The sequence below is a fragment of the Pseudonocardia sp. HH130630-07 genome (assembly GCF_001698125.1).
Taxonomy (GTDB): Bacteria; Actinomycetota; Actinomycetes; order Mycobacteriales; family Pseudonocardiaceae; genus Pseudonocardia.
Map to the genome: position 1 here is coordinate 4,678,719 of NZ_CP013854.1, position 23,587 is coordinate 4,702,305.

Below are 23,587 nucleotides of genomic sequence, written 5' to 3' on the forward strand. Positions count from 1 at the left end.
GCTCCCGGACCGGCGCCGGGCTCGGCGCCGGGGGCGACGTCAGGGTCGACAGAGCGCCGACGCGACGCGGGCGAGGTCGATGTGCTCGCGCGTCGTGAGCAGCAGGGTGACGGTCACGAGGCCGACGGTAACCGCCCGGCGCCTCAAGCCCAACCCCGAACGTTGGGATTGAGGTCACGCGTTTCGCCTGGTGGGAGCACGTCCGGACACGTCGGCCCGATCGCCGCCGGGGGTGGACTCGGGTTGACACCGCCCGGCCCCGGTTCCGTACCGTCGTCGGCAGACCATCTCCGAGCGGCCGAGAGACCCGGCTCCACGACGCCGCAGCAACCCCCCGCCACACGCGGGTGCGGGTGCTCCTGCCGGGACGCGATGGAGGCATCCGTGGACTTCCCGCTTCGACCGCCGGTCCCACGGGCGGGGGTGGTGACGTGACCCGCACCGTCCTGTCCCGGCGGCGAGTCATCGACTACGTCCTCGTCGGAACCACGCTCTGTCGGCAGGGGAGATCGACCCGACCGATCCCGACGGCCGTCCGGCCCCTGTGACCTGGAGACACCATGAGCGTTCCGACCCTGCCCACGTCCGGCTCCGGCAGCCCGCCGTCCGCGCCCGACCGCGGGAGCCCGCCGCCCGGCCCGGCGAGCACGCTGCGCTCCGCCGATCCGGCGAGCACCCTGCTCGACGGGCTCGAGGCGCTCGTCCGGCGGCACCGCGCGCTGCGCACGGAGTCCCCGGACACGCTGCACACGGAGCTGATCACCGCGGAGGTCGCACAGCACCTCGCGGTGGCGCGCACCGCGTTGCGGCGCCGCCCGCGGGCGGTGTGAGTACCCGGGTGACCGCGGGCCGGCCCGGGACCCGCGGTCACCCGGCGCCGGGTGATCCCGTTGAAGCGGGGGCGGGCCTCGGCGATGGTGGTGCGGCGTGCCCGATCCGATCGGATCGGCACAGCGGGCCCGTCCGCGCCGGCCCGCCGGGTCCACCGGCGGCGCCGCGCGGGGGCCGGGCACGCGCCGCACAGCCGCCGCCCGGCGCGTGGTGAGCCCGGGCGTCGGGAGGTCCCCGAGGTCTGCGAGGCCCCGTCATGCACTCCGTCGTCACCGACGCCGCCGCACCGATCCGGGTGTGGACCGATCCCGCCGGCATCGAGGCGGGCGCACTGGAGCAGCTGCGCAACTGCGCAACTGCGCGAACCTCCCGTGGACCCACGGTGTCGCGGTCATGCCGGACGTCCACCAGGGCTACGGGGCCACCGTCGGATCGGTGATCGCGATGCGCGACGCCGTGTCCCCCGGAGCGGTCGGCGTCGACATCGGCTGCGGCATGTCCGCCGTGCGCACCGAGCTGACCGCCGAGGACCTGCCCGACTCCCTCGCCGGGATCCGCGCGCAGATGGAGCGCGACCTGCCCGTCGGGCGTGAGCTGCACCGCAACGGCCCGAGGCTGGCCCGGCTCGGCCTCGACACCATGCCGGAGTGGGACCGGCTGTGGACGGCGTTCGACGCGCTGCACGCGGTCCGGGAGCGGTTCACCCCGTCCGACGCCGACCGGTTGCGCGGCCGGGCCGGGCAGCAGGTCGGCACGCTCGGCGGCGGCAACCACTTCCAGGAGCTGTGCACCGACGAGACCGGCCGGGTCTGGCTGATGCTGCACTCCGGATCGCGCAACATCGGCAAGCGGCTCGCCGACGTCCACCTCGGTGTGGCGAAGGAGCTGCCGCACAACCAGGACCTCCCGGACCGGGACCTGGCGGTGTTCGTCTCCGGCACACCGGAGATGGCCGCCTACCGCCGGGACCTCTACTGGGCGCAGGAGTACGCCCGCCTGAACCGGCTGGTGATGATGGCCCAGGCGAAGTCCGCGCTGGTCTCGGCCATGGGCCGGCCGGTGCGCTTCGACGACGAGGTGTCCTGCCACCACAACTACGTGTCCGAGGAGACCTACGACGGCATCGACCTGATCGTCACCCGCAAGGGCGCGATCTCCACGGCCGACGGGCGGGCCGGGATCATCCCCGGCTCGATGGGCACCGGATCGTTCATCGTCTCCGGGCGCGGCAACCCGGACTCCTACCGCTCGGCGTCGCACGGCGCGGGGCGGCGGATGTCCCGGGGCGCGGCACGGCGGCAGTTCTCCGTCGCCGACCTGCAGGCGCAGACCGAGGGTGTGGAGTGCCGCAAGGACGCCGGCGTGGTCGACGAGATCCCCGGCGCCTACAAGGACCTGGAGACCGTCATCGCCGAGCAGGACGACCTGATCAGCGTGGACCACCGTCTGACCACGCTGCTCTGCATCAAGGGCTGACCCGCCCCCGCCCTCGCCCCGCCCCCGCCACATCGGGGCACTCATGGAGCTTCGGCCTCGTGTGGCCGGGCCGAAGCTCCATGAGTGCGGGCAGTGCAGGGCGGGGCAGGGCGGGGCGGCGGGGTCAGGCGACCTCGTCGAGCTTCCCCGTCGCCACGTCGAAGACGAAGCCGCGCACCGCGTCCGTGTGCGGCACGAACGGGTTCGCCCGGATCCGGGCGATCGACTGCCGGACGTCGCCGTCCAGGTCGTCGAACGCTTCGGCGGCCCACTCCGGCTTGATACCGGTGTCGTCCTGCACCGCGGCCTTGAACCCGTCGTCGGTGAAGGTCAGCATGCCGCAGTCGGTGTGGTGGATGAGGATGATCTCCTCGGTGCCCAGCAGCCGCTGGCTGATCGCGAGCGAGCGGATCTCGTCGTCGGTGACGACGCCGCCCGCGTTGCGGATCACGTGCGCCTCACCCTCGGCCAGGCCGAGGATGCGGTACACGTCGAGCCGGGCGTCCATGCAGGCCACCACGGCGAGCTTGCGGGAGGGCGGCAGCGGCAGCGGGCCCGTGAAGCTCTCGGCGTAGCGGGCGTTGTTGCGGAGCAGTTCGTCGGTGACGGACACGGTGTGTCTCCCGTGGGTCGGGTGCGGGCGGAGGTGGTCCCGACGGCCGCGCGGCGACCCGGCGGATCGCTACGCGGACCACCGACAGTGCTCGTCGAACTGCGTGATCCGACGGCTGGGCCAGAAGGGCTCGAGCCGGGTGCGCATCACCGCATGATTCGACCGCGGACGCCGCCGCCGGGGCAACCGGCCGCCCGGACCCTGGTACGGCGTGCCCGGTGTCCGGACACCGCGCGCGGTTCAGGACTCCGGGAAGGTGAACAGCTCCAGCGCGATGCCGTCCGGGTCGCGGAAGGAGATCCCGCTGCCGTAGTGCGCCCGCTTGATGCCCTCGTGCGCGATGCCGAGCCCGGTCAACCGCCCGGCCCACTCCTCCAGCTCCGCGTGCGAGCCGACGGCGAACCCGACGTGGTCGAGCCCGGTGCGCTCCTCGTCGAAGGCGTCGCCGCTCTCCCGGCCCTGGTGGGTGTGCAGGCCGAACAGCATCCCGCCGTCGAGGGCGAAGACGGTGTGGTGGAACCGGCCGCCCTCCTCGTCCTCGTCGAGGACGGGGCCGGTGCCGAACAACGCCGCGTACCAGGCGGTGCTGCGCTCCAGATCGCTGACGGTGAGTGCGACGTGCTGCAGTCCGGGGAAGGCCACGGTGAAGCTCCCTTGCTCCGTCTCGTGCAGGTACCGGCCCCTGTCTAGCAGCGGCCGGGCGTCCGCGGACCCTCCATGCGGACGGGCCCGGGGCGAGTGCCCCGGGCCCGTCGGACGTGCGGTGGGTGATCAGCCCGCCTTCGGCATCAGGACCTTGTCGATGACGAAGACGGTCGCGTTGGCGGTCGGGATGTTGCCGCACAGCACGTTGGCGGTGTTGCCCATGCCGTCGGTCACGGTCGGCGCGTCCGCGGTGCCGCCGATGGTGAGGTCCCCGCCGGCCAGCTCGGTCAGGGTCTTCTTCCCGACGATGCCGTCGGCGTCGAGCCGCTCCGGGGTGACGTGGTAGCTCAGCAGGCCCTGCAGCTGCGTGGTGTCGGCGAGCAGGGCGTTGAACTTCTCGTCACCGAGCTGCTGCTGGACCGCGGAGAAGGCGTCGTTCGCCGGGGCGAAGACGGTGATGCCCTCCTGCTGGTTCAGGGTGTCGGCCAGGCCGGGGACCTTGCCGACGGCGGTGACCAGCGTGGTCAGCAGCGGGTTGGTGCTGGCGGCGGTGGCGACCGGCTGCGGGCCCATCGAGTCGAGCGAGCCCGGCTCGTCGCCCTGCGGGAGCATGCCGCAGGCCGGGCCGAAGACGTCGTCGTTGGTGGTGACGCCGCCCGCGGCGGGCTGCTCCATCGGCGAGGACATCGGGGCCGACGACGCCGGCGGGGGCGGCTGCTCGGAGCCGGAGTCCATCGAGCCGCCGCAGGCGGCGAGTCCCAGGGTCAGGGTGGCGAACAGTCCGACGGTGGCGAGGGTACGGGTGGCGCGCATTGTGGGAATTCCTCTCGGATGGTGGCGAGGGTATTTCCGTCGCCGGCTGTCGTGGAGTTGTTCGGTGGAGGTGGTGGGAGCGGTTCGGGTCGTCGGGAAGTTTTTTTTCGGTGGGTTCTCCTTCGCCGGTGAAACGGCGTGCGACGACTCTCCGTCGTCGCCGATGCCCCGATCAGGCGACGGTGAAGAGCACCGACGGCCAGCCGGTGGCACCGTCCGGGATCGGTTCGACGCGGACGTCGGTCTGGGTGAGGCCGCGCCGGTCGGTGGCCCGTGCCACGACCATGTGGTTGCCAGGGCCCAGGTCGAGCTCGGCCCGCCACATCCGCCAGGTGTTCGCATTCACCTCGGTCGCCAGTTCGGCCCGGACCCACGGCCCGTCGTCGGCGCGGACCTCGACCCCGGTGACCCCGACCGGCTGGGCCCACGCGACGCCGGCCACCTGCACCCGTCCGGACGGCATCTGGGCGAACCCGGCCGGGGCGTCGATCCGGCACTGGGTCTTGATCGGGGCCCGCTCGGCCCAGCCACGGTCGCGCCAGTAGACCGACCGGTCGGCGAACGTGGTGAGCTCGATCTCGGAGAGCCACTTGGTGGCCGAGACGAAGCCGTAGAGCCCGGGGACCACCATCCGTACCGGGAAGCCGTGCTCGGCGGGCAGTGCCTCGCCGTTCATGCCGATCGCGAGCAGTGCGCCGCGGCCGGGCTCCAGCACGGTGGCGGTCGGTGTCCCCGCGGTCCAGCCGTCCCGGCTGGTCGAGACGATCTGGTCGGCGCCGGGATCGACGCCGAGCTCGCTCAGCAGCGGGGCCAGTTCGACGCCCACGAAGCGTGCGGTGGACACCAGGTTCCCGCCGACGGTGTTGGACACGCAGGTCATCGTGATGAGCCGCTCGACCAGCGGGCGGGCCAGCAGATCGTCCATGGTCAGGGTCACCTCGCGCCCGACCCGGCCGTGGATGCGCAGCGACCAGTCCTCGGCGCGCACGGTCGGGAGCTGCAGCGCGACGTCGATCCGGTAGAAGTCGGCGTTCGGCGTCACGAACGGGACCGTGCCCAGCTCCGGGAAACCCGCCGACGCCGGTACCGCGGGCGCCCGCTCCACCAGCGGTGCGGCGGCCAGCCTGCGGGTCAGCGCGTCCCGCGAGGCGGTGACGGCCCCGGCGCCCGAGGCGAGTGCGGCGCCCACGCCACCGGCGGCCAGCGACCCGGCGACGACCGCGGCCGAGGCCCCGGCGAGCACGGTGCGCCGCTCGACCCGGGGCGCGCCGTGGCCGGCCGGTGCCGGTGCCGCCGCGCGGCGGGCCAGCCGGTGCAGGAGCCGTTGCACCAGGACACCCACGACCAGCGACGCCAGCGGGGCGACCGGGTCCACCGGCTGCACGACCGGACCGGTGAGGACCGCGGCGAGCGCGAGCAGCCCCAGCGCGGCGACGACCGCGGTGCCCGGTGCGGGCCGCCGGCGCGCCGTCAGCCCGGCGGCGGCCCCGGCGACGAGCAGCACGACGGCGATCCCGGCGAGCAGCACCGGCTTGTCGGCGGTTCCGAATGCGGATTTCGCGAATTCGACGACCGGTTGCGGGGAGAGCCGGACGGCGGCGTCACCGACGGCGACGAACGGGGACGACGCCGGCGAGAGAATTCCCGCGACGAGATGTCCGAACGCCACCGCGGACACGATGGCGAGCAGTTCCACGACCATCGCGGACAGGCGTGGGAGAACGGGAACCATCCTGTTCCCCGGGTCCTGCATCTCGGTGAGCACACCGGTGGTTCGCGGTGGCCCCGGTGTGCGGTTCGGTCGAATTCCGCGGCGTCATCCGATGCGTGACGACACGGTGGGCGGACCGGTTCAGCCGAGGCCGACCGGGGCGTCGGCGGCGCCGACCCCGTCCGGCGGTGCGGCCTGCGCCGGCACCCCGCCGGGCGGCGGCAGCGCCGCGTCGGCACCGACGCCCTTCTCCGCGGCCGCGGTGCGCACCGCGTCGACGACGAGCAGCAGCGCGGCCCGGCGGGCCGATCCGGTCCGGTAGGCCAGCGACACGGTGCGGGTCAGCGCGTCACCGAGGGCGACGACGTCCACCCCCGGCGGGCGCAACGCCAGGCCCAGGTCGCTCACCAGGGTGACGCCCAGGCCGGCCGCGACCATCGCCATCGCGGTGGCCTGCTCCTCGACCTCGTGGTTGATCCGCGGCTCGTAGCCCGCGGACTGGCAGGCCAGCCGGACCGCGTGCCCGAAGTGCGAGCGCGTCGGGGCGGCGATCCACGGGTGCTCGGCCAGCTCGGCCAGGGACACGCTCGCGGTCGGCACCGCACCGGCGGGGACCGCGGCGTAGAGCCGCTCGACGGCGATCACCGAGCGCTCCAGCCCCCGGTCCCAGGTCATCGGGTAGTTCGAGTAGTCGATGACGAACGACAGGTCGAGCTGCCCGTCGCGGACCGCGGCCGCCGTCTCCTCGGGGGCCAGCTCGCGGGTCCGGAGCCGGATGCCGGGATGGGTCCTGGCGAGCGCGGTCAGCGCACCGGGCAGCAGCCCGGACGCCACCGACGCCCACACGCCCGCGGTGAGCCGCGCCGAGACCGACTCGCCGGCCTCCTCCAGCGCCTGGGTGGCGCGCTCGACCGAGGCGAGGATGTCCTCGGCGTGCTCGGCGAGCAGCATCCCGAGGTCGGTGAGCAGGACCCGGCGGCCGCGCCGCTCGAACAGCCGGGTCCCGACGTCGCGCTCCAGCTGGGCGAGCTGCTGGGACACCGCGGACGCGGTGTAGTGCAGCGCCGTCGCCGCCGCGGTGACCGTGCCACGCCGGTGCAGCTCACGCAGCATCCGCAGCCGGGGCAGCGACAGATCCATGCCGGGAACCCTAGTGCCCGCGGGCGTGTGCCCGGGGCCGGATCCGTTGTTCAGGAACTCTGCACACGGCCGTGAATGATCCGTAAATGGACGCCGGGCCGGATGCGGACGCACAGTGACGGCACCGGTCGAGACGCCACGGACCGGGGGACGACGAGGTCCGACAGGCAACGACGGGACCGGCTCTCCCCACGCGGCGACCGGCGGAGCACGACGAGGAGGTGGGTCGCCATGACGACCATGCAGAACCCGGCCGGAGGCACCCAGCAGGCTGCCGCGCAGACCGTTCCGGCGACGGGCCACGCGATCCCGGCCGTCGCACCCGCGGTCCGCCGCCCGGACCCGTACATGCGGCTGCAGTGGAACGACTCGGCGACCGGCGCCGTCGGCTACCTCGTCGTGCACACCCTGCGGGCCGGTCTCGCCACCGGCGGGACCCGGATGCGCGCCGGCTGCACGCTGAGCGAGGTCGAGGACCTGGCCCGCGGCATGGCCAACAAGACCGCGACCTTCGACCTGCCGATCGGCGGGGCCAAGGGCGGCATCGACTTCGACCCGAAGGACCCGCGCGCCGTCGAGGTGCTGGAGCGCTTCTGCGAGGCCATGCGGCCGTGGATCGACGCGCACTGGGTCACCGCGGAGGACCTGGGCGTCCCGCAGCACCTGATCGACGAGGTCTTCGACCGGCTGGGTCTCGGCCAGAGCTACCACGCCGCGATCAGCCGGGCCGCCGACCCGGAGGCCACCCTGGAGCGGGTGCGCACCGGACTGCGCGCCGAGGTCGACGGCGGGTTCGAGCTGGGTGACGTGATCGGCGGCTACGGCGTCGCGCACGCCTGCCTGGCCGCCGCGGTCTCCTGGGGCCGCGCCCCGGCCGCGACGACCGTGGCCATCCAGGGCCTCGGGACGATGGGCGGCGCCGCCGCCTACTACCTGCACGAGGCCGGGATGCGGGTCACCACGGTGGCCGACGCGGCCGGCACCCTGCACTGCCCGGACGGCCTCGACGTCCCGGCGCTGCTGGACCTGCGCGACGGCTACGGCGAGATCGACCGCTCGCGGCTGCCGGCCGGCGTCGAGCAGCTCCCGCGCAACGCGATCCTGTCGGTCGAGGCGGACATCCTGGTCCCGGCGGCGATCTCCTACGCGATCACCCCGGACAACTCCTACGACGTCCGGGCCCGGGTCGTGGTCGAGGCCGCGAACGCCGCGACCACGCCGGAGGCGGAGGCGATGCTCGCCGCCCGCGGCATCCCGGTGCTGCCCGACTTCGTGGCGAACGCCGGCGCGGTCGCCTGGGCCTGGTGGCTGCTGCTGGGCGAGGTCGACGACGATCCGCAGAACTCGTTCGACCGGCTCCGCACGGTGATGCACACCAAGGTCGGCATGCTGCTCGCTGCCTGGTCCGAGCACGGCACCACGCCCCGGGACACCGGCCACCGCTGGGCCGACGACCCGGCACCGGTCACCGGGCCGGTCGTCATCCCCTGACCCGGGCCCCGACGCGCACCCGGTCGCGGTGACCGGCCGGGATCAGCCCGGCCGGTCACCGCGGCGGCGTTCGTCGGCGTGCTCGGCGTCGTGGCGCAGCCGGGCGTCGACGTGCTGTTCGGCGCGCCGCGCCTCCCGGGTGGCCGCGGCCGCCCCCACCGGGTAACCGGCCTTCATCACCCGCGTCTCGCAGGCCTCGACCACGTAGACCATGCCGTAGAACAGCCCGATGACGGCGCCCGAGGCGACCGCCCCCAGGCGTACCCAGGACGGGCCGGGGACGATCAGGAACAGCAGGGCGAGCAGCGGGAGCAGCTGGGTCACCGTCCGCGCCAGGTGCCGCAGCCACCAGGTCCGGCAGGTGACGTCGTGCAGGACCCAGCGACCGTGGCGTTCCGGGAGACCCGCGCCGTAGGCGTAGGCGATCCAGCGGAACGGGTTCGGGCGTCGCATGACGACCTCCATGTTAGGCGGCCCTCACCGGCACGGCGACGTGACGTCTCACGCCCCCGGGTGCCGGACGAGCAGCGCGACGGCGTCGGTCCAGCGCCGCGGGCTGCCCTCGGGGGCGACGGTGATGCCGTCCGGGCCCGGTACCGGTTCCGGGAGCGGGCGCCCGCCCCGGGCGGCACCGACCAGGTCCCGGACCCGCTGCCCGGCCCGGTGGTAGAACTCGATCTGCACGGCCCGGCCGAACACGGCGAACCCCAGGCGGTACAGCGGGTTCGGGATGGGCGCGGGCCGGGAGAACGCGCGGATGACGAAGCGGACCTCGCCGGTGTCGAGGTCCTTCACGATCTCGTAGGTCAGCCGGCCCCGTTCCAGGTGGCCGTGCAGCGTCTCGTAGGTCCAGCCCCACACCCGGGCGCCGTCGCGGATCTCGTCGACGACCGCGGTCACCCGCACCCCGAGGTGGAAGCGCAGCGGGCCGAACCGGCCCTCCAGCAGCATGTCCCGCCCGAGCAGGGGATCGCCGGGCCGGAAGGCGCCACGCAGCCGGCGGTGATCGGTGAACTGGTAGCCGAGCAGGACCGAGCACGCCCGCTCCCAGTCGCCGCCGGGCACCGGTTCACCCGGTGGCTCGGTGCCGACCAGCGCGCTGCCGTGGTCGACGTGCCAGCCGTCCTCGCCGTCGGTGCGGGGGACCTCGTCCGTGCCGAGGCCGGCGATGTTGGAGGCGCGGCCGGCGAGCGAGTCGAGGTCGGCCCGCCGCAGCGCCGGACCGGGCCGGGCGTGCAACGTCCGGCTCACCGCCGCCGTCCCGGGAGCCCGGCCCGCTCCTCGCGCCGCATCGCGTCGCCGATCTGCCACAGCATCGACGGCCACAGGCCGACGAAGATCGCCCGACGCTCGGCGTTGCCGCGCTCGTCCTGGTCGACGGTCTTTGCCCGCAGCCAGAGGCCGATCGAGAACCCGACCGAGCCGAGCGAGATCCACTGCAGGTGCGTGCCACGCAACCCGGTGCGGTGCAGGAGGGAGCCGACGGTCATGGCCGAAGGTTCCCCGGCGCCGTGCCGGGTACACCCATCGACGATGAGCAATCACAGTGCCGACCCGGTGACCGGTGACCGGCGGTCCCGCCGGGTGGCAGCGCTCGCCCGCTGGCCGGTCGCACTGGCGCTGGTGTCGTGGCGGTACTTCTGGCGGACCACGCCGATCCACCGCAGCGACGTCGCCGGAGACCTGTCGGACCTGCCGCCGCCCGCACCGCGGGAGGCCGGCGGCGACCACGTCCAGGGGCCGGAGGACGGGCACGGCACCCTGCTGCACCGCCGGTACTCGGTACGGATCCGCGGCACGTCGATCGGTCCGGAGGAGCTGATAGCCCGGCTCGCGGCCGATCCGGACCGGTGGTCACCGGAGTTCGCCGTGTTCCGCAGGCTGCGGGGCGAGCCGGGCCGGATGCGGCTCGGTGACGAGTTCCTCATCCGGATGCCGGGCCCGTGGGACGGGCCGGTCCGGGTGTGCGCCGCCGACCCGGCGAGCTTCACCTTCGTCACCCTGCGCGGGCACCTCGAGGCGGGGCGGATCACCTTCGGCGCCCGCAGCGACGGCGACCGGCTCGTGTTCGCCATCGAGTCCTGGGCCCGTCCGGGGGACCGGTTGTCGCACCTGCTCTACAACCGGCTGCGGGTGGCCAAGGAGGTCCAGCTCAACATGTGGACGCACGCCTGCATCCGGGCGGCCGCGATCGCCGGTGGCCGTCCGGACGGCGGGATCACCGTCCGGACCCGCCGGTTCCGGTCGGCGCGCCGGGAGGGGTGACCCGGCCCGCCCGGACGCCACGAAACGGGGTGCGGCCCGCACGGGCGCTCGTTAGCGTGCGGTCCGTGGCAGCCATACGCCTGCGCGTCGCCTGACGGCGGCGCCCACCCTCCGCGGCCCCGCCGTCCCTGCAGCCGGTCCCCGTACCCCTGCCGGGCGGCGCATCGCCCTGCGCGCGTCCGGCTCCCGACCAGGGAGCCCGTGTGTCCCACCCCTCTCGCATCGGCCGTCACGAGCACGGCCAGAACCTCCTCGTCGACGCAGGCGTCACCGCCGCCGTCGCGGATCTCGTCGCCGGCTGGCGACCGTCCCCGGTACTGGAACTCGGTGCCGGCGACGGCGCGCTCACCGCGGCCCTGGTCCCGCTCGGCCGGCCGATCACCGCCGTGGAACTGGACCCGCACCGGGTGGCCCGGTTGCGGTCACGGTTCGGCGACGCCGTCGAGGTGCACCACGGTGACCTGCTGCGGACCGACCTGGGCCGGTCGCTCGACGTCGTCTCCAACGTCCCCTACGCGCTGACCACCCCGCTGCTGCGCCGGCTGCTCGCGGCCGGCCGGTGGGGGCACGCGCTGCTCCTGCTGCAGTGGGAGGTCGCCCGCAAGCGCGCCGCGGTCGGCGGCACGACGGCGCTGACCGCGCGGTGGTGGCCCTGGTTCGCGTTCCGGCTGCACCGGCGGGTGCCGGCCGTCGCGTTCCGTCCCGTCCCGGCCGTCGACGGCGGCCTGCTGGAGATCGTCCGCCGCCCCCGGCCGCTGGTCGACGGCCCGGCCCGGGACTACCAGCGCATGGTGGACGCGGTGTTCACCGGGCGTGGCCGCGGAGCGGTCGACGTCGCCGGGCGCCGGTACGGCCGCCGGGTCGCGCGGGAGTGGTCGGCGTCGTCCCGGGTCGGGCCCGCGGCGCTGCCCCGCGACCTGGGCGCGGACCAGTGGGCGGACCTCTACGACCGGCTGCGGCGGTGAGCGGGGTCGCCCGGGTCCACCACCGGGGTACCCACGGCCGGATGAACTCCCCGGCCGCCGCGCGCAGGCACCACCCTCCCCGTGATCACGTCGACCCTGACGGACGGTGATCGAGGAGGTCGGCATGTGGGATCGCGTGCGCAGCCGGGGATCCGCGGTGTCGACGACGCTGACGGTGGCCGCCGTCGTGACGCTGGTCCCGGTCCTCGCGGCGCCGGTCGCACCCCTCGGCGTCCCGGCTCCGGCCACCCCGGCCGCCGCTGTGGTGGCGGCGGGCCCGGACTCCGCCGCGGGCGCCATGGTCACGACGCCGTCGGCGGCGGGACCCGCGGACGCGGTGCGGACCGGGCTGCTCCGCGGCAGCGTGCGCAGCGGCGGCGGAACCGTGGGCGGGGATCCGGCCGCCGCTCCCGCCGCGCCCGCGGTGACCCACCGCGAGGAGCGCATCGACACCCCGGCCGGGCCGGTGACCACCGACGTCGTCGTCGCCGACCTGCGCCGGGACGGGGTCCGGGCCGTCCTGCTCACCGGCGCGACGGTCGCCGAGCGCGCCGACGTCGTCGGGCACGCGGCCCGCGGTGGTGCGTTCGCCGCCGTCAACGGGGACTTCTTCGATCTCGCCCGCAGCAACGCCCCGGCCGGTCCGTCGGTGCGCGACGGGCGCCCGCTCACCTCGGCGGTCCCGCCGGGCCGCCGGCTCGCACCGGCCGTGCCGGGCAGCGAACCGGGCGACGCACTGACCGTGGACTCCGGCGGGACCCCGCGGATCGACCGGCTCACGCTCGACGCCTCGGCGTCCGCCCCGGACGGGCCGCTGCCGATCCGCACGCTCAACGCCTACGCCGTCCCGGTCGGCGGGATCGGCCTGTTCACCTCCGACTGGGCCGGGGACCGCAACGCCGCGCTGTGCGGCAGCGACACCGACCGGGACGCGCCGTGCGCGCCGGACCGGGTCGAGGTGGTGGTCCGCGACGGGGTGGTGACCGCGGTGCGCCCGCCCGGTGGCGGACCGATCCCGGCGGCGGAGCAGATCCTCACCGGGCGCGACGACGGTGCGGCCGCCCTGCGCGGGCTCGAGGTCGGGGACCGGGTGACCGTGCGCAGCGAGCTGGCGGCCGCGTCCGGGGCCGAGCCGCGGACCGCCGTCGGCGGCAGCCCGATCCTGCGCGGCGGTGCCGCGGTACCGGGTCTCGACGCCGGGGTCCGGGACCCGCGGACGGCCGCCGGGATCACCGACGACGGCCGCCTCGTCCTGGTCACCGCGGACGGGCGGGAGGCGACCAGCGCCGGGGCGACCCTGGCCGAGATGGCCGAGCAGCTGCGCCGGGCGGGTGCCGTGGACGGGGTGAACCTCGACGGCGGGGGGTCGTCGACGATGGTCGTCGGCGGGCAGGTGGTGAACCGGCCGTCGGAGGACGCCTACCGGTTGGTGCCGAACGCGTTGGGGGTCGTGGCGCCGGGGCCGTGAGCACCCAGGGGTCCCCGGAGGCAACGGCCGAACGGACCGCTGCAGAATCCGGCCACGTCTGACAGATTCTGTGTCCTGACGTCAGATCACGCGATACTCTGACTGATAGTGTCTGTGCATGTCTGATCAGGCAGAAGATCGTGAACGGTCCGAGGTGGTCGTCAATCGGGACGGCCGCATCCTGATCCCGGCGCAGGTGCGCCGCGACCTGGGGCTGACGGCCGGGTCGTCACTGCTGTTGTCGGTCGAGGACGGTCGCGTGGTGATGGAGTCGCGCGAGCAGCTGGTCGCGCGGATGCGTCGCGACGTCGCGCAGGCCTGGCAGGGCGACCCGCAGGACTCCGCGGCCGACGAGCTGATCGCCGATCGCCGAGCCGAGGCCGCGGCTGAGAACTCCCGATCGTGACCGGGCCCGCCATCCCTGCTGCGGGTACCGGGGATCCGCCGGTGGTGCTCGATGCGTCCGCGGTGCTGGCCTGGTTGCGGGCCGAGCCCGGCTCCGAGGTCGTCGACGCGCGCCTGGCCGGGGCGGTGATCTCGGCGGTGAACCTGTCGGAGGTCCACCAGGAGCTGGCCCAGCGCGGTGTCGACGCCGACCGGACGGTACGCCAGCTGCGCACCCTGGGGATCCGGACCGAGCCGCTCGACGCCATGGACGCGATCGCCGCGGCGAGGTTGTGGCCGGCCACCCGAGCGGCGGGACTGTCGCTGGGGGACCGTTGCTGCCTGGCCCTGGCCGCGCGTCTCGGCCGGCCTGCACTGACTGCCGACACCGCGTGGACCGCGCTCGGGATCGACGTGGCTGTCGTGGCCGTTCGCTGAGGCCGTGGTCGACGACGAGCGAGGAAAGCGCTCCCGTCGCAAGACCGGGGCACGCACCGGGTTCCTGGACGACGACCGGCAGCGAACGGCGGGCAGCCCGATCGGCTCACTCCCGCGCCGCCGTCACCTCCAGCATCGCGAACAGCTGGGCGACCAGCCAGTCCCGCACCGCGGCCCGGCCCGGCCCGGCCCCCGGGGCCGCCTGCAACCAGGTCAGCGTCGATCCCTCCACCAGCGACACCCAGCCGCGCAGGGTCATCAGCTGCAGCGGCGACGGTGCCGGCACGCCACCCCGCTCGCACAGCAGCGCGACGATGTGGTCGCGCACCCCGTCGACCAGGGCGTCGGTCGCGTCGGTGGAGATCACCGATCCGCTGCGCAGCAGCGCCACGTAGGCGCGGTGGTGCCGCCCGACGACGTCGAGGAACACGTCCAGCGCGTCGCCGAGCTGGCCGGCGAGCGGCAGGTCCGCGGGGAGCGCGACCCGGGCGATCAGCTCGTCGGCCACGCTGCCGAGCGCCGCGACGTGCAGCTCCTCCATGCCGGAGAAGTACCGGTAGAACAGCGCCCGCGAGACGTCGGCGGCGCGGGTCACGTCCTCGACCGCCACGTCCTCCGGGGCGCTGCGGCCGTAGAGGTCCAGCGCGGCGGACACCAGCTGGGCACGCCGGGCCTCGGGGGTCATCCGCCGCGGGGAGCGGGCCGGTGTCGTCGTCATCGTCGCCGAGGGTACGGACCCGACCGGCTCAGCGGTCGAGGTCGACCACGACGCCGTCGCCGTCGGCACGGGCGACGCACAGCGCGGTACGGCCCGGACCGGCCGGGTCGTCCCGGGTCGTCCCGGCGAGCAGCGGCACGTGGCAGGTCCCGCAGAACCCCTGCCGGCACGAGTACGGCATGTCCGGCCGGACCGCGCGGACGGCGTCGAGCGCCGTCCGGTCCGCGGGCACGGCCACGTCGGGGCCGCCGGCGATGCGCACGGTGAACGGGCGGCCGTCGCGGATCGGGGGCGGGGAGAACCGCTCGGAGTGGAACCGCCGCCCGGCCGGCAGCGCCCGGCGCACCGTCTCGATCATCGGTGGCGGCCCGCAGCAGTAGACGGCCGTGCCGGCCCCGGCACCGGCGAGCAGCTCCGCGGCGGTGGGCAGGCCGCGCCCGTCGTCGTCCGGACGGCGCAGCACCCGGTCCGGAGCGAGCGTGGCCAGCTCGGCGGACAGCGGCATCGAGGCGAGATCGCGACCGGTGTGCACCAGGCGCCACGGCAGCCCGGCCGCGTGCACCGTCCGGACCATCGGCGCGATCGGGGTGATCCCGATGCCACCGGCGAGGAACAGGTGGTCCGGGGCGGCGGCCAGCGGGAACGCGTTGCGCGGGCCGCGCAGGCGCAGCCGGGTGCCGGGCGTCAGCCGGTGCATCTGCGCCGACCCCTCGCCGCCGGGCACCGCGCGCACCGCGATCCGGTAGACCGTGCGGTCGGCCGGGTCGCCGCACAGCGAGTACTGCCGCAGCAGTCCCGAGGGCAGCTCGACGTCGACTTGCGCACCCGCCCGCCAGGCGGGCAGCGGTGCCGGGCCGGCCGGTACCAGCTCGACGGCCACCACGTCGTCGCACGGGTGGCGCACCGTCCGCACCTCGACGGTCACGGTGCGGTCCACCGCCCTGGCCGGGCGCCGACGCCGGCCGCTGCGGGCGGAGAGCCGCTGGGCCAGCGCCGTCACCGCGGACAGCGTCGTCGCCCCGCGGTTCGGGTACGGCGGCGGGGCGACGCTCATCCGGCACCCGCCACATCCGGGGTGCCCCCGTCCTCGGCCCGCCGGGCGGCCGGGGAGCGGGCGAGGTAGGCGACGGCGGCGTCGGTGTCACCGTGGTGGGCCGGGTGGAAGCGCGGGTGCAGGTAGGCCAGCACCGCCCTGGCGAACAGCCACGGCCCCGGCACCAGCCCCCGTCGCGACGCCCGCAGGTAGTCGCGCAGCCGCACCCGGCGCTGCGGGGTCCCGCGCAGCCGCGGGTCGCGGGCGCACAGCTGCCGGGTGCCGTTGCCCCAGAGCTTCGCCAGTGCCGGGCCGCTGATCGCCATCGCGCGGACCCGGCGCAGGTAGCGGCCGTCGAGGTGCACGTAGAGGTCGTGCGCGACGCTGCGGTGCTCGACCTCCTCGGCACCGTGCCAGCGCAGCATGTCCAGCATCTGCGGGTCCGCGCCCGCGGCGTCGAGCTCGGGGGAGTGCAGGATCCACTCGCCGAGCACCGCGGTGAAGTGCTCGATCGCCGCGATCAGGCCGACCCGCTCGACCAGCCACTCGCGGGCCTCGTCCCCGGTCAGTCCGCGGTCGCCGAGCAGGTCGTTGAAGATCCACTCGACCTGCTCGACGTAGCGCGAGACGTCGACGCCGGCGTCGATCAGGTGGTCCAGCGCACCCTGGTGGGACGACGCGTGCATCGCCTCCTGCCCGATGAAGCCGCGGACGTCCTCGGCGAGCGCGTCGTCGTGCACCAGCGGCAGCGCCCGGGAGAACACCTCGACGAACCAGCGCTCCCCCTCGGGCAGCAGCAGGTGCAGCACGTCGATCAGGTGCGAGGCGAACGGCTCGCCCGGGATCCAGTCGGTGCGCAGGGTGGAGAAGTCGAAGCTGACGTCGCGGGCGTGCAGCGCGATCCGGTCGTCGTCGGTCATCGGTGCTCCTCGCTCGTGCCCGGGTCGGTCCTGGCCAGTGCGCGCAGCAGTCCCGGGGCCAGCCGGGACGCCAGCAGTCCGGCGTGCGCCTCCGCGGTGACCGGGGCGAGCGGCAGGTCCCGCTCGACCGCCCGGACCAGCCGCGCGGCGACCTGCTCGGCGGTGTAGCCGCGCCGGGCGTAGGCGGCCGCCGCGGCGCCGCGCCGGGCGTCCTGTTCGGCGTCGGAGGTCCCGGCGAAGCGGGTGTGCGCGGTGATCGGGGTGTCGACGATGCCGGGGCACAACGCGGTCACCCCGATCCCGGCGTCGGCCAGCTCCGCCCGCAGGCACTGCGAGAGCATGAGCACCGCGGCCTTCGTCGTCGCGTAGGCGGGCAGCACCCGCGACGGGACGTACGCGGCGGCCGACGCGGTGTTCACGATGTGCCCGCCCTCGCCCTGCGCGGTGAGCAGCGCGCCGAAGTGCCGGCAGCCGTGCACGACGCCCCACAGGTTCACGTCGACGATCCGGCGCCACTCCTGCGGGGTCGTCGCGGCGAACGGGCCGGCGACCCCGATCCCGGCGTTGTTGACGACGAGGTCCGGCACCCCGTGCTCGGCGGCCGTCCGCGCGGCGAGCTCGGCGACCGCCGCGTCGTCGGCGACGTCGACGACGTGCGCGAACGCCCGCCCGCCGGCCCGTTCGACGAGCTCGACCGTCTCCGCCGCCGCGTCCGAGGACACGTCCGCGACCACGACCCGGGTCCCGAGGGCGGCCACCCTCCGTGCGGTGGCCCGGCCGATCCCGCTGCCGGCCCCGGTGACGACGGCCAGCCCCGAGTCCCAGCGCACGCCCCGGTTCCGGCGACCGCGCGAGGCGACCAGTGCGGTGCCGCGGGCCCGGGCCCTGGTGAGGGCGTGCGGTGCGGGGGAGTCGCCACCGGTCGTCGCCGAGACCAGCTCGCTCACGCAGCGCGCGATCACCCCGGGCCGGTGGCGCACCACCCAGTGCCCGCCGGGCAGGTACCGCACCCGCAGGTCGGGGGCGAACTCCGCGGCGCTGGTCGCGAGGGCCGGGGTCACGTAGGCATCGGAGCGCGGCGCCAGCACCTGCACCGGGACGTCGGTCCGGCGCCGCTCCGGACGCCCGAGCCGCCGCGGCAGGTTCCGCCGGTACAGCTCCAGCCCGTTGACGGCGTCGCGGACCGACGGGCGCGGCACCCGTTCCCGGCGGGCGACGAGCCCGCCGAGCGCGCCGCTGCGGATCGCCAGCTCCGGGAGCACCGGCAGCCGGAACGCGAGCGTGTACCAGGAGTGCGCGGCCTGACGCAGCACCGCCCGCAGGTCCCGCGGGGACCGGCGGCCCAGGAACAGCGCGACGTGATCGAGGCACGGCCCGGAGATCGAGGTGAACGAGGCGACCCGGCCGGTCAGCGTGTCGCCGGTGACCGCGTGCCAGGTCTGGATGGCGCCCCAGTCGTGGGCGAGCAGGTGCACCGGGGCGTCCGGGGACACCGCGTCGCACACGGCACGGAGATCCGCGGCGAGCAGGTCGAGGTCGTATCCGGCGCGCCCGCCCGGGGCGTCGGAGTCGCCGTGCCCGCGGACGTCGTAGGTGACGACGTGGTGGTCGTCTGCCAGCAGGTCCGCGACGCCGTCCCAGACGTGCCGGTCGTCGGGATACCCGTGTACCGCGACCACGACCGGCCGCCCCCGGGCACCGCGTTCCTCGACGGCCAGCCGCAGTCCGTCGGCACTCGTCACCGCACTGTGAGACACGCCGTCATCATAGAAAACCCGTCAACAGTCGTCCACCCTCCCTTCTTCGCACTCATGGAGCTTCAGCCCGGTCTCACGAGGCCCGAGCTCCATGAGTGGAACGGGGGCGGGGGTGGCCTCGAGCCACTCATGGAGCTTCAGGACGGTGTCGCGAGGCTGAAGCTCCATGAGTGCGACGGGGGGAGGGGGGAGGGGCACCGGAGGCGGGTCAGGAGCCGGTGAAGGTCTGCCACAGGAGGACGCCGTTCAGGGCCACGACGACCGCGGTCACCACGACGGCGGCGACCGTCGTGGCGCGGTGGTTCACCAGTTCGCCCATGATCGACCGCCGGGCCGTCAGCCACACCAGCGGTGCCAGCGCGAACGGGATGCCGAACGAGAGGATCACCTGCGACAGCACCAGTGCCTCGGTCGGGTCCACCCCGAACCCGAGGACGACGAGTGCGGGCGCCAGCGTGAGCAGGCGGCGCAGCAGCAGCGGGATCCGGCGGCGCAGGAACCCGGCCATGATCACCTGCCCGGCGTAGGTCCCCACCCCCGACGACGCGAACCCCGACGCCAGCAGCGCGATCGCGAAGCCGTAGGCGGCGACCGCGTCCAGCTCGGTCCCGAGCCCGGCGAAGATCCCCTCCAGGGTGTCGGTGCCGGGCACCGTGCTCCCGGCGAACAGTGCGGCCGCGACGACGAGCATGGACAGGTTCACCAGGCCCGCCACGCCCATCCCGAGCGCGATGTCGGTCCGCCCGGTGCGCAGCAGGAACCGGGTGTCGGCGGCGCTGCGGGCGACCAGGCGCCGCTGGGTGAGGGCCGAGTGCAGGTAGATCACGTGCGGCATGACGGTCGCGCCGAGGATGCCGGTGGCCAGCACCAGCGAGTCGAGCCCGGCGAACTGCGGGACCAGCCCGGCGGCGAGCCCGGCCGGATCGACGCCGGCGCGGAACGCCGTCGACGCCAGCCCGACCAGGATGATCAGCAGCAGGAACACGATCGCGCGCTCGAACGGCCGGTGCCCGCGCGACTGCAGCCCCAGCAGCGCGAACGCGATCACCCCGGTGATCACCCCGCCGGTGAACAGCGGGATACCGAAGAGCAGGTGCAGCGCGACCGCCCCGCCGATCACCTCGGCCAGGTCGGTCGCCACCGCGACCAGCTCGGCCTGCGCCCACATGAACCGGTTCCCCCACCGGGACAGGTGCTCGCGGCACAGCTCGGGCAGGCTCGCGCCCGTCGCCAGGCCGAGCTTGGCCGACAGCGACTGGATGAGCATCGCCATCAGGTTCGCGACGACGATCACCCACACCAGCAGGTAGCCGTACCCGGCGCCGGCCGAGAAGTTGGTCGCGAAGTTGCCCGGATCGACGTAGGCCACGGCGGCGACGAAGGCCGGCCCGAGCACGACGAGCCGGCCGCGCCAGCCCCGTCCCCGCAACTGCTCGACCGTGTCCGGCCCGTCGGTGCCCACCGTTGTCATGCCGCCCCCGACACTGCGCTGAAGGTATGCCGAACAACGAGCGTAGGTGTGACTAACTCAAGGGGGAAGGGTGATCTACAACCGCTGGTGCATGACGTGCAGGCCGGTCGTCGAGCCGTCCGGCAGCCGGAACGCGTCCGGCACGATCCCGACCGTGCTGAACCCGAGCGAGTGCCACAGGCCCACGGCCCGCACGTTGGTCGCGACGACCGCGTTGAACTGCATCGCCGCGTACCCCTCCGCCCTGGCCAGGTCCAGGACGTGCCGGCCGAGCGCCCGGCCGGTGCCCCGCCCGGCGCTCGCCGCGTCGACGGCGAAGCTGGCGGTCGCGACGTGCGACCCGGGACCGAGCTGGTTCGGCCCGGTCTTGGCGGTGCCGACCACGACGCCGTCGCGGAGGGCGACCACGACCCGGCCGGGCGGCGGGAGCATCCAGATGCCGCGGGCCCGGTCGGCGTCGATGTCGGCCGGGATCGTGTAGGTCCGCCCCTCGGCGAAGATCGGGCGGAGCACCGCCCAGATCGCCGGCCAGTCCTCGTCGGTCGCGTCCCGCAGCTCCATGACGGATCAGGGTAGATAGAGCTCGCACGGCCCGGCGTCGAGGGCGTCCACCGCGCCGCCGGTGCGGGTAGCGAGCCAGGCCCCGAAACCGGCCAGGTCGGCCTCGGCGACCGCGACCGTCAGCGTGACGTCGGCGCCGTGGGCCACGTCGCGCAGCCGGTAGGGGGAGTGGCGCAGGTCGTGCTCCAGCCTCCCCGCCCGGTCGTGCGGGACGGCGAGCAGCAGCTCCCGGTGCCGGACCCGGCGCAGCGTCCCGGCGACGTCGAGCGCCTCGCTCAGCACGCCCGAGTAGGCCCGGACCAGGCCACCGGCACCCAGGCGGGTCCCGCCGAACCAGCGGGAGACGACCGCGACGACGTCGGTCAGCTCCCGGCGGGCCAGCACCTCCAGCATCGGGACGCCCGCGGTGCCGGCCGGTTCGCCGTCGTCGGCGGATCGGGCGGTGAGCGCGGTGGGACCACCGATCCGCAGCGCGGTGCAGTGGTGCGAGGCGTCCGGGCCGGCCCGGCGGACCCGCTCGATCACCGCGCTCGCGGCGTCGACGGTGCCGGTCCTGGCGACGGTGCACACGAACCGGGACCGGGCGATCTCGATCTCGTGCCGGACACCCGTGGCGATCACCCGCACGCGGTGCCCCCGACCGGCCCCGGGCCGGCGACGGGCGGGCCGTCCGGAACGACGAGCGTCCCCGGCGGCCCGCCCGCGCGGTGTCGGTTCCCGATGGTCAGCTCTCGTCCCGGCCGGGGACCTTCAGCGGGCGCAGGTACACCCACAGCACGAACAGCGCGCCGACCACCAGCATCGCGATGCCGGTGTCGAGGTTGAGGTTCGTGCCCCCGGTCTTGGCCAGGTTCTCCGGGTCGTTCCCGGAGACGATGCCCATGATCAGCAGCACCAGCCCGTAGACGCCGAACAGCAGGGCGATCACCGAGCGCAGGTCGAACAGGTTGGTCGCGGTCGTCGAGACCGGTGCGTCGACGCCGGCCTTGGCCCCGGTCGTGGGGTCGATGCCCGCGGATTCGTTCTCGGTCATGATGTCCTCCCTCAGCCGATCACGATGTAGAGAACCACGGTCATGGCGAGCACCACGGCGGCGAGCACCGCAGGCGAGCGGTACCACCCGGCGTCCTCACCCTCGCTCGAGTGGGTCCGGGCCTCCTTCGGCGTGAGGCCCCAGACGAGCCCGACCAGCTCGGTGTCCGGCTTCGGCGTGGTCACCACGGAGACCGCACCCGCGACCCCGACACCGACGACGAACGCGGCGATCGCGCCCACGAAGCTACCGGCCTGGCTGGACATCTCCCAGACCCCGACGCGCACCAGCACGTCGACCGCGACGGCGGCCACGTTGCCCGACAGCAGCCCGATCCAGGCCGACGGCCCGGTCATGCGCTTCCAGAACAGACCCAGGATGAAGATCGCGAACAGCGGGGCGTTGAAGAAGCTGAACAGGGACTGGATGTAGTCCATCAGGTTCTCCGAGCCCGAGGCGATGAACGCCGTCCCGATCGCCAGCACACAGCCGACGATCGTGACCAGCCGGCCGACCCGGAGGTAGTAGCCGTCGGCCCGGTCCGGGCGCAGCCAGTCCTGCCAGATGTCGTAGGTGAACACCGTGTTGAACGAGCTGATGTTCGCCGCCATGCCGGCCATGAACGCGGCCAGCAGGCCGGCGATCGCCACGCCGAGGATGCCGTTCGGCAGGACCTCCTTCATCAGCAGCGACAGCGCGTTGTTGTAGGTGATCCCCTCGACGCCCTCGCCGCCGGCCTTCACCGCGCTGATCTGCGGGACGAGGATCCCGGCGATCATGCCCGGGGTCACGATGACCAGCACGACCAGCGCCTTCGGGAACGCGCCGATGATCGGCGTGCGCCGCGCGGCGGACATGCTCTTCGCCGACAGGGCGCGCTACACCTCGGCGAAGTTCGTCGTCCAGTACCCGAAGGAGAGCACGAAGCCGAGACCGAACACGATGCCCAGCACCGAGAGGAACGGGTTCGCGATCTCGGTCAGCGGCGTGCCGGGCCAGGCGTTGAGGTCCGCACCGCCGCTGGGGCCCTCGGTGACCGCCCTGGTCAGGCCGTCCCAGCCGCCGATCCGGTTGAGGCCGGCGACCGTGAGCGGGATCAGCAGGGCGAGGATGACGAAGAACTGCAGGACCTCGGTGTAGATCGCCGCGGACAGACCGCCGAGGGAGATGTACCCGAGGACGACGACCGCCGCGACCGGGATGGCCACGTAGAGCGACCAGCCGAGCAGGGCCTCCAGCACCAGGCCGAGGGAGAACAGGTTGACGCCGGCGATGAGGATCGACGCCACCGCGAACACGACGGCCTGGACCCGCTGGGTGGTCCGGTTGAACCGCTTGAGCAGGAACTCCGGGACGCTGCGGGCCTTCGAGCCGTAGTAGAAGGGCATCATCACGATGCCGAGGAAGACCATCGCCGGGATGGCGCCGAGCCAGTAGTAGTGCACGGTCGGGATGCCGAACTGGGCACCGTTCGCGACCATGCCGATCAGCTCGATCGCGCCGAGGTTGGCCGAGATGAACGCCAGGCCGGTGATCCAGGCCGGCAGCGAGCGGCCGGACAGCAGGAAGTCCAGGCTCGAGGAGACCGAGCGCCGGGCCGCGACGCCGATGCCCAGGACCAGCACGAAGTAGAAGGCGACCAGCAGGTAGTCGATGATGTTCGGATCCAGGCGGAGGATCTCCTGGGCGGTCATGCCCCGGCCTCCCCCGTGTCCCTGACGGCCCGATCGGGGGCCGCGCTGTTGTGATCCATCTCGGGAACTCCTCGTCGGTGAGTCGTCAGGGGTCCGCGACTCGGGCGCCGGTGGGCGCAGCGCGAACCGACGCACAAGGTAGACCCCACTCGGACAGAAG

General features: G+C 74.4%; 24 protein-coding genes and 2 pseudogenes. 8 read left to right on the forward strand and 18 right to left on the reverse strand.

Going from position 1 to position 23,587, the window contains the following annotated elements:
• Positions 1-39: 39 nt before the first annotated feature.
• On the reverse strand, positions 40-117 hold the full coding sequence (locus AFB00_RS36405; protein WP_442965878.1) for a putative leader peptide: 78 nt from the start codon (positions 115-117) through the stop codon (positions 40-42).
• Between the two features lie 443 nt (positions 118-560).
• On the opposite strand from AFB00_RS36405, the gene AFB00_RS22195 reads away from it, so the two are divergent.
• Together AFB00_RS22195 and AFB00_RS22200 are read left to right on the forward strand one after the other, a co-directional pair.
• On the forward strand, positions 561-830 hold the full coding sequence (locus tag AFB00_RS22195) for a hypothetical protein (protein ID WP_068798799.1): 270 nt from the start codon (positions 561-563) through the stop codon (positions 828-830).
• A 257-nt stretch (positions 831-1,087) separates the two neighbouring features.
• Positions 1,088-2,307, forward strand: a pseudogene (locus AFB00_RS22200) (RtcB family protein).
• Positions 2,308-2,431: 124 nt separating this feature from the next.
• Here the strand turns inward: AFB00_RS22200 and AFB00_RS22205 are convergent.
• From AFB00_RS22205 to AFB00_RS22225, 5 genes are all read right to left on the reverse strand, one after another.
• Positions 2,432-2,920: a beta-class carbonic anhydrase gene (locus AFB00_RS22205; RefSeq protein ID WP_068798800.1), complete on the reverse strand. Its 489-nt coding sequence runs from the start codon at positions 2,918-2,920 to the stop codon at positions 2,432-2,434.
• Positions 2,921-3,160: 240 nt separating this feature from the next.
• On the reverse strand, positions 3,161-3,562 hold the full coding sequence (locus tag AFB00_RS22210; RefSeq protein ID WP_068798801.1) for a VOC family protein: 402 nt from the start codon (positions 3,560-3,562) through the stop codon (positions 3,161-3,163).
• 129 nt (positions 3,563-3,691) lie between these two features.
• Positions 3,692-4,378 (reverse strand): fasciclin domain-containing protein, encoded by a 687-nt coding sequence (locus tag AFB00_RS22215; RefSeq protein WP_068798802.1) that lies wholly within the window; start codon positions 4,376-4,378, stop codon positions 3,692-3,694.
• 172 nt (positions 4,379-4,550) lie between these two features.
• Positions 4,551-6,110, reverse strand: coding sequence for a molybdopterin-dependent oxidoreductase (locus AFB00_RS22220; RefSeq protein ID WP_231974025.1), 1,560 nt, complete (start codon positions 6,108-6,110; stop codon positions 4,551-4,553).
• 120 nt (positions 6,111-6,230) lie between these two features.
• Complete coding sequence (locus AFB00_RS22225; RefSeq protein WP_068798803.1) at positions 6,231-7,229, reverse strand: LysR family transcriptional regulator; 999 nt, start codon at positions 7,227-7,229, stop codon at positions 6,231-6,233.
• A gap of 231 nt (positions 7,230-7,460) precedes the next feature.
• Between AFB00_RS22225 and AFB00_RS22230 the strand changes: the two genes are divergently transcribed.
• Positions 7,461-8,720 (forward strand): Glu/Leu/Phe/Val dehydrogenase dimerization domain-containing protein, encoded by a 1,260-nt coding sequence (locus tag AFB00_RS22230; protein ID WP_083275746.1) that lies wholly within the window; start codon positions 7,461-7,463, stop codon positions 8,718-8,720.
• Positions 8,721-8,762: 42 nt separating this feature from the next.
• Here AFB00_RS22230 and AFB00_RS22235 read toward each other — a convergent pair whose 3' ends face one another.
• The 3 genes from AFB00_RS22235 to AFB00_RS22245 are packed head-to-tail and all read right to left on the reverse strand — an operon-like array spanning position 8,763 to position 10,210.
• Positions 8,763-9,173, reverse strand: coding sequence for a DUF5313 family protein (locus tag AFB00_RS22235; protein ID WP_231974026.1), 411 nt, complete (start codon positions 9,171-9,173; stop codon positions 8,763-8,765).
• A gap of 48 nt (positions 9,174-9,221) precedes the next feature.
• The gene (locus tag AFB00_RS22240) at positions 9,222-9,971 is read right to left on the reverse strand and encodes a DUF1990 domain-containing protein (protein WP_231974027.1); all 750 of its coding nucleotides are present in this window, start codon (positions 9,969-9,971) and stop codon (positions 9,222-9,224) included.
• Positions 9,968-10,210: a hypothetical protein gene (locus AFB00_RS22245; protein WP_068798805.1), complete on the reverse strand. Its 243-nt coding sequence runs from the start codon at positions 10,208-10,210 to the stop codon at positions 9,968-9,970. Before AFB00_RS22245 ends, AFB00_RS22240 begins: the two co-directional genes overlap by 4 nt.
• Before the next feature lie 43 nt (positions 10,211-10,253).
• Here AFB00_RS22245 and AFB00_RS22250 point away from each other — a divergent pair, with 43 nt between their 5' ends.
• The 5 genes from AFB00_RS22250 (at position 10,254) to AFB00_RS22270 (ending at position 14,240) form a co-directional block, all read left to right on the forward strand.
• On the forward strand, positions 10,254-10,985 hold the full coding sequence (locus AFB00_RS22250) for a DUF1990 family protein (RefSeq protein WP_068798806.1): 732 nt from the start codon (positions 10,254-10,256) through the stop codon (positions 10,983-10,985).
• 221 nt (positions 10,986-11,206) lie between these two features.
• Positions 11,207-11,950 carry a 23S ribosomal RNA methyltransferase Erm gene (erm, locus tag AFB00_RS22255; protein WP_068800561.1) on the forward strand — a complete coding sequence of 248 codons (744 nt, stop codon included), beginning with the start codon at positions 11,207-11,209 and terminating at the stop codon, positions 11,948-11,950.
• A 124-nt stretch (positions 11,951-12,074) separates the two neighbouring features.
• Positions 12,075-13,418: a phosphodiester glycosidase family protein gene (locus tag AFB00_RS22260; protein WP_156819681.1), complete on the forward strand. Its 1,344-nt coding sequence runs from the start codon at positions 12,075-12,077 to the stop codon at positions 13,416-13,418.
• 118 nt (positions 13,419-13,536) lie between these two features.
• Positions 13,537-13,824, forward strand: coding sequence for an AbrB/MazE/SpoVT family DNA-binding domain-containing protein (locus tag AFB00_RS22265; protein ID WP_068798807.1), 288 nt, complete (start codon positions 13,537-13,539; stop codon positions 13,822-13,824).
• A 41-nt stretch (positions 13,825-13,865) separates the two neighbouring features.
• Positions 13,866-14,240: a type II toxin-antitoxin system VapC family toxin gene (locus AFB00_RS22270; protein WP_068798808.1), complete on the forward strand. Its 375-nt coding sequence runs from the start codon at positions 13,866-13,868 to the stop codon at positions 14,238-14,240.
• 106 nt (positions 14,241-14,346) lie between these two features.
• Here AFB00_RS22270 and AFB00_RS22275 read toward each other — a convergent pair whose 3' ends face one another.
• The 9 genes and pseudogenes from AFB00_RS22275 to AFB00_RS22315 all read right to left on the reverse strand — a co-directional run bounded on the left by AFB00_RS22275 (position 14,347) and on the right by AFB00_RS22315 (position 23,427).
• Positions 14,347-14,958, reverse strand: a complete 612-nt coding sequence (locus AFB00_RS22275) for a TetR/AcrR family transcriptional regulator (protein WP_083276113.1) — start codon at positions 14,956-14,958, stop codon at positions 14,347-14,349.
• Positions 14,959-14,986: 28 nt separating this feature from the next.
• On the reverse strand, positions 14,987-16,012 hold the full coding sequence (locus AFB00_RS22280; protein ID WP_068798809.1) for a PDR/VanB family oxidoreductase: 1,026 nt from the start codon (positions 16,010-16,012) through the stop codon (positions 14,987-14,989).
• A complete protein-coding gene (locus AFB00_RS22285; RefSeq protein ID WP_068798810.1) occupies positions 16,009-16,911 on the reverse strand; it encodes a metal-dependent hydrolase in 903 nt (300 codons plus the stop codon). Before AFB00_RS22285 ends, AFB00_RS22280 begins: the two co-directional genes overlap by 4 nt.
• Positions 16,908-18,668, reverse strand: a complete 1,761-nt coding sequence (locus tag AFB00_RS22290) for an SDR family oxidoreductase (protein WP_231974028.1) — start codon at positions 18,666-18,668, stop codon at positions 16,908-16,910. The genes AFB00_RS22285 and AFB00_RS22290 overlap by 4 nt, the downstream gene beginning before the upstream one ends.
• 208 nt (positions 18,669-18,876) lie before the next feature.
• Complete coding sequence (locus AFB00_RS22295) at positions 18,877-20,139, reverse strand: Nramp family divalent metal transporter (RefSeq protein WP_068798812.1); 1,263 nt, start codon at positions 20,137-20,139, stop codon at positions 18,877-18,879.
• Between the two features lie 75 nt (positions 20,140-20,214).
• A complete protein-coding gene (locus AFB00_RS22300; RefSeq protein WP_068798813.1) occupies positions 20,215-20,700 on the reverse strand; it encodes a GNAT family N-acetyltransferase in 486 nt (161 codons plus the stop codon).
• Between the two features lie 6 nt (positions 20,701-20,706).
• Positions 20,707-21,327, reverse strand: coding sequence for an IMPACT family protein (locus AFB00_RS22305; protein ID WP_068798814.1), 621 nt, complete (start codon positions 21,325-21,327; stop codon positions 20,707-20,709).
• Between the two features lie 97 nt (positions 21,328-21,424).
• Entirely contained in the window at positions 21,425-21,733 is a 309-nt protein-coding gene (locus AFB00_RS22310) for a hypothetical protein (protein WP_231974029.1), read from the reverse strand.
• An 11-nt stretch (positions 21,734-21,744) separates the two neighbouring features.
• A pseudogene (locus tag AFB00_RS22315) lies at positions 21,745-23,427 on the reverse strand (sodium:solute symporter family protein).
• Positions 23,428-23,587: the final 160 nt, after the last annotated feature.

Bases quoted from the DNA above. Each gene is read 5' to 3' on its own strand.
- AFB00_RS22245 (WP_068798805.1), bottom strand. From the start codon at position 10,210: ATGACCGTCGGCTCCCTCCTGCACCGCACCGGGTTGCGTGGCACGCAC.
- AFB00_RS22280 (WP_068798809.1), bottom strand. From the start codon at position 16,012: ATGAGCGTCGCCCCGCCGCCGTACCCGAACCGCGGGGCGACGACGCTG.
- AFB00_RS22195 (WP_068798799.1), top strand. From the start codon at position 561: ATGAGCGTTCCGACCCTGCCCACGTCCGGCTCCGGCAGCCCGCCGTCC.
- AFB00_RS22260 (WP_156819681.1), top strand. From the start codon at position 12,075: ATGTGGGATCGCGTGCGCAGCCGGGGATCCGCGGTGTCGACGACGCTG.
- AFB00_RS22310 (WP_231974029.1), bottom strand. From the start codon at position 21,733: ATGACCGAGAACGAATCCGCGGGCATCGACCCCACGACCGGGGCCAAG.
- AFB00_RS22215 (WP_068798802.1), bottom strand. From the start codon at position 4,378: ATGCGCGCCACCCGTACCCTCGCCACCGTCGGACTGTTCGCCACCCTG.
- AFB00_RS22275 (WP_083276113.1), bottom strand. From the start codon at position 14,958: ATGACGACGACACCGGCCCGCTCCCCGCGGCGGATGACCCCCGAGGCC.
- AFB00_RS22295 (WP_068798812.1), bottom strand. From the start codon at position 20,139: ATGACAACGGTGGGCACCGACGGGCCGGACACGGTCGAGCAGTTGCGG.
- AFB00_RS22285 (WP_068798810.1), bottom strand. From the start codon at position 16,911: ATGACCGACGACGACCGGATCGCGCTGCACGCCCGCGACGTCAGCTTC.
- AFB00_RS22220 (WP_231974025.1), bottom strand. From the start codon at position 6,110: ATGGTTCCCGTTCTCCCACGCCTGTCCGCGATGGTCGTGGAACTGCTC.
- AFB00_RS22235 (WP_231974026.1), bottom strand. From the start codon at position 9,173: ATGCGACGCCCGAACCCGTTCCGCTGGATCGCCTACGCCTACGGCGCG.
- AFB00_RS22250 (WP_068798806.1), top strand. From the start codon at position 10,254: ATGAGCAATCACAGTGCCGACCCGGTGACCGGTGACCGGCGGTCCCGC.
- AFB00_RS22265 (WP_068798807.1), top strand. From the start codon at position 13,537: ATGTCTGATCAGGCAGAAGATCGTGAACGGTCCGAGGTGGTCGTCAAT.
- AFB00_RS22225 (WP_068798803.1), bottom strand. From the start codon at position 7,229: ATGGATCTGTCGCTGCCCCGGCTGCGGATGCTGCGTGAGCTGCACCGG.
- AFB00_RS22300 (WP_068798813.1), bottom strand. From the start codon at position 20,700: ATGGAGCTGCGGGACGCGACCGACGAGGACTGGCCGGCGATCTGGGCG.
- AFB00_RS22230 (WP_083275746.1), top strand. From the start codon at position 7,461: ATGACGACCATGCAGAACCCGGCCGGAGGCACCCAGCAGGCTGCCGCG.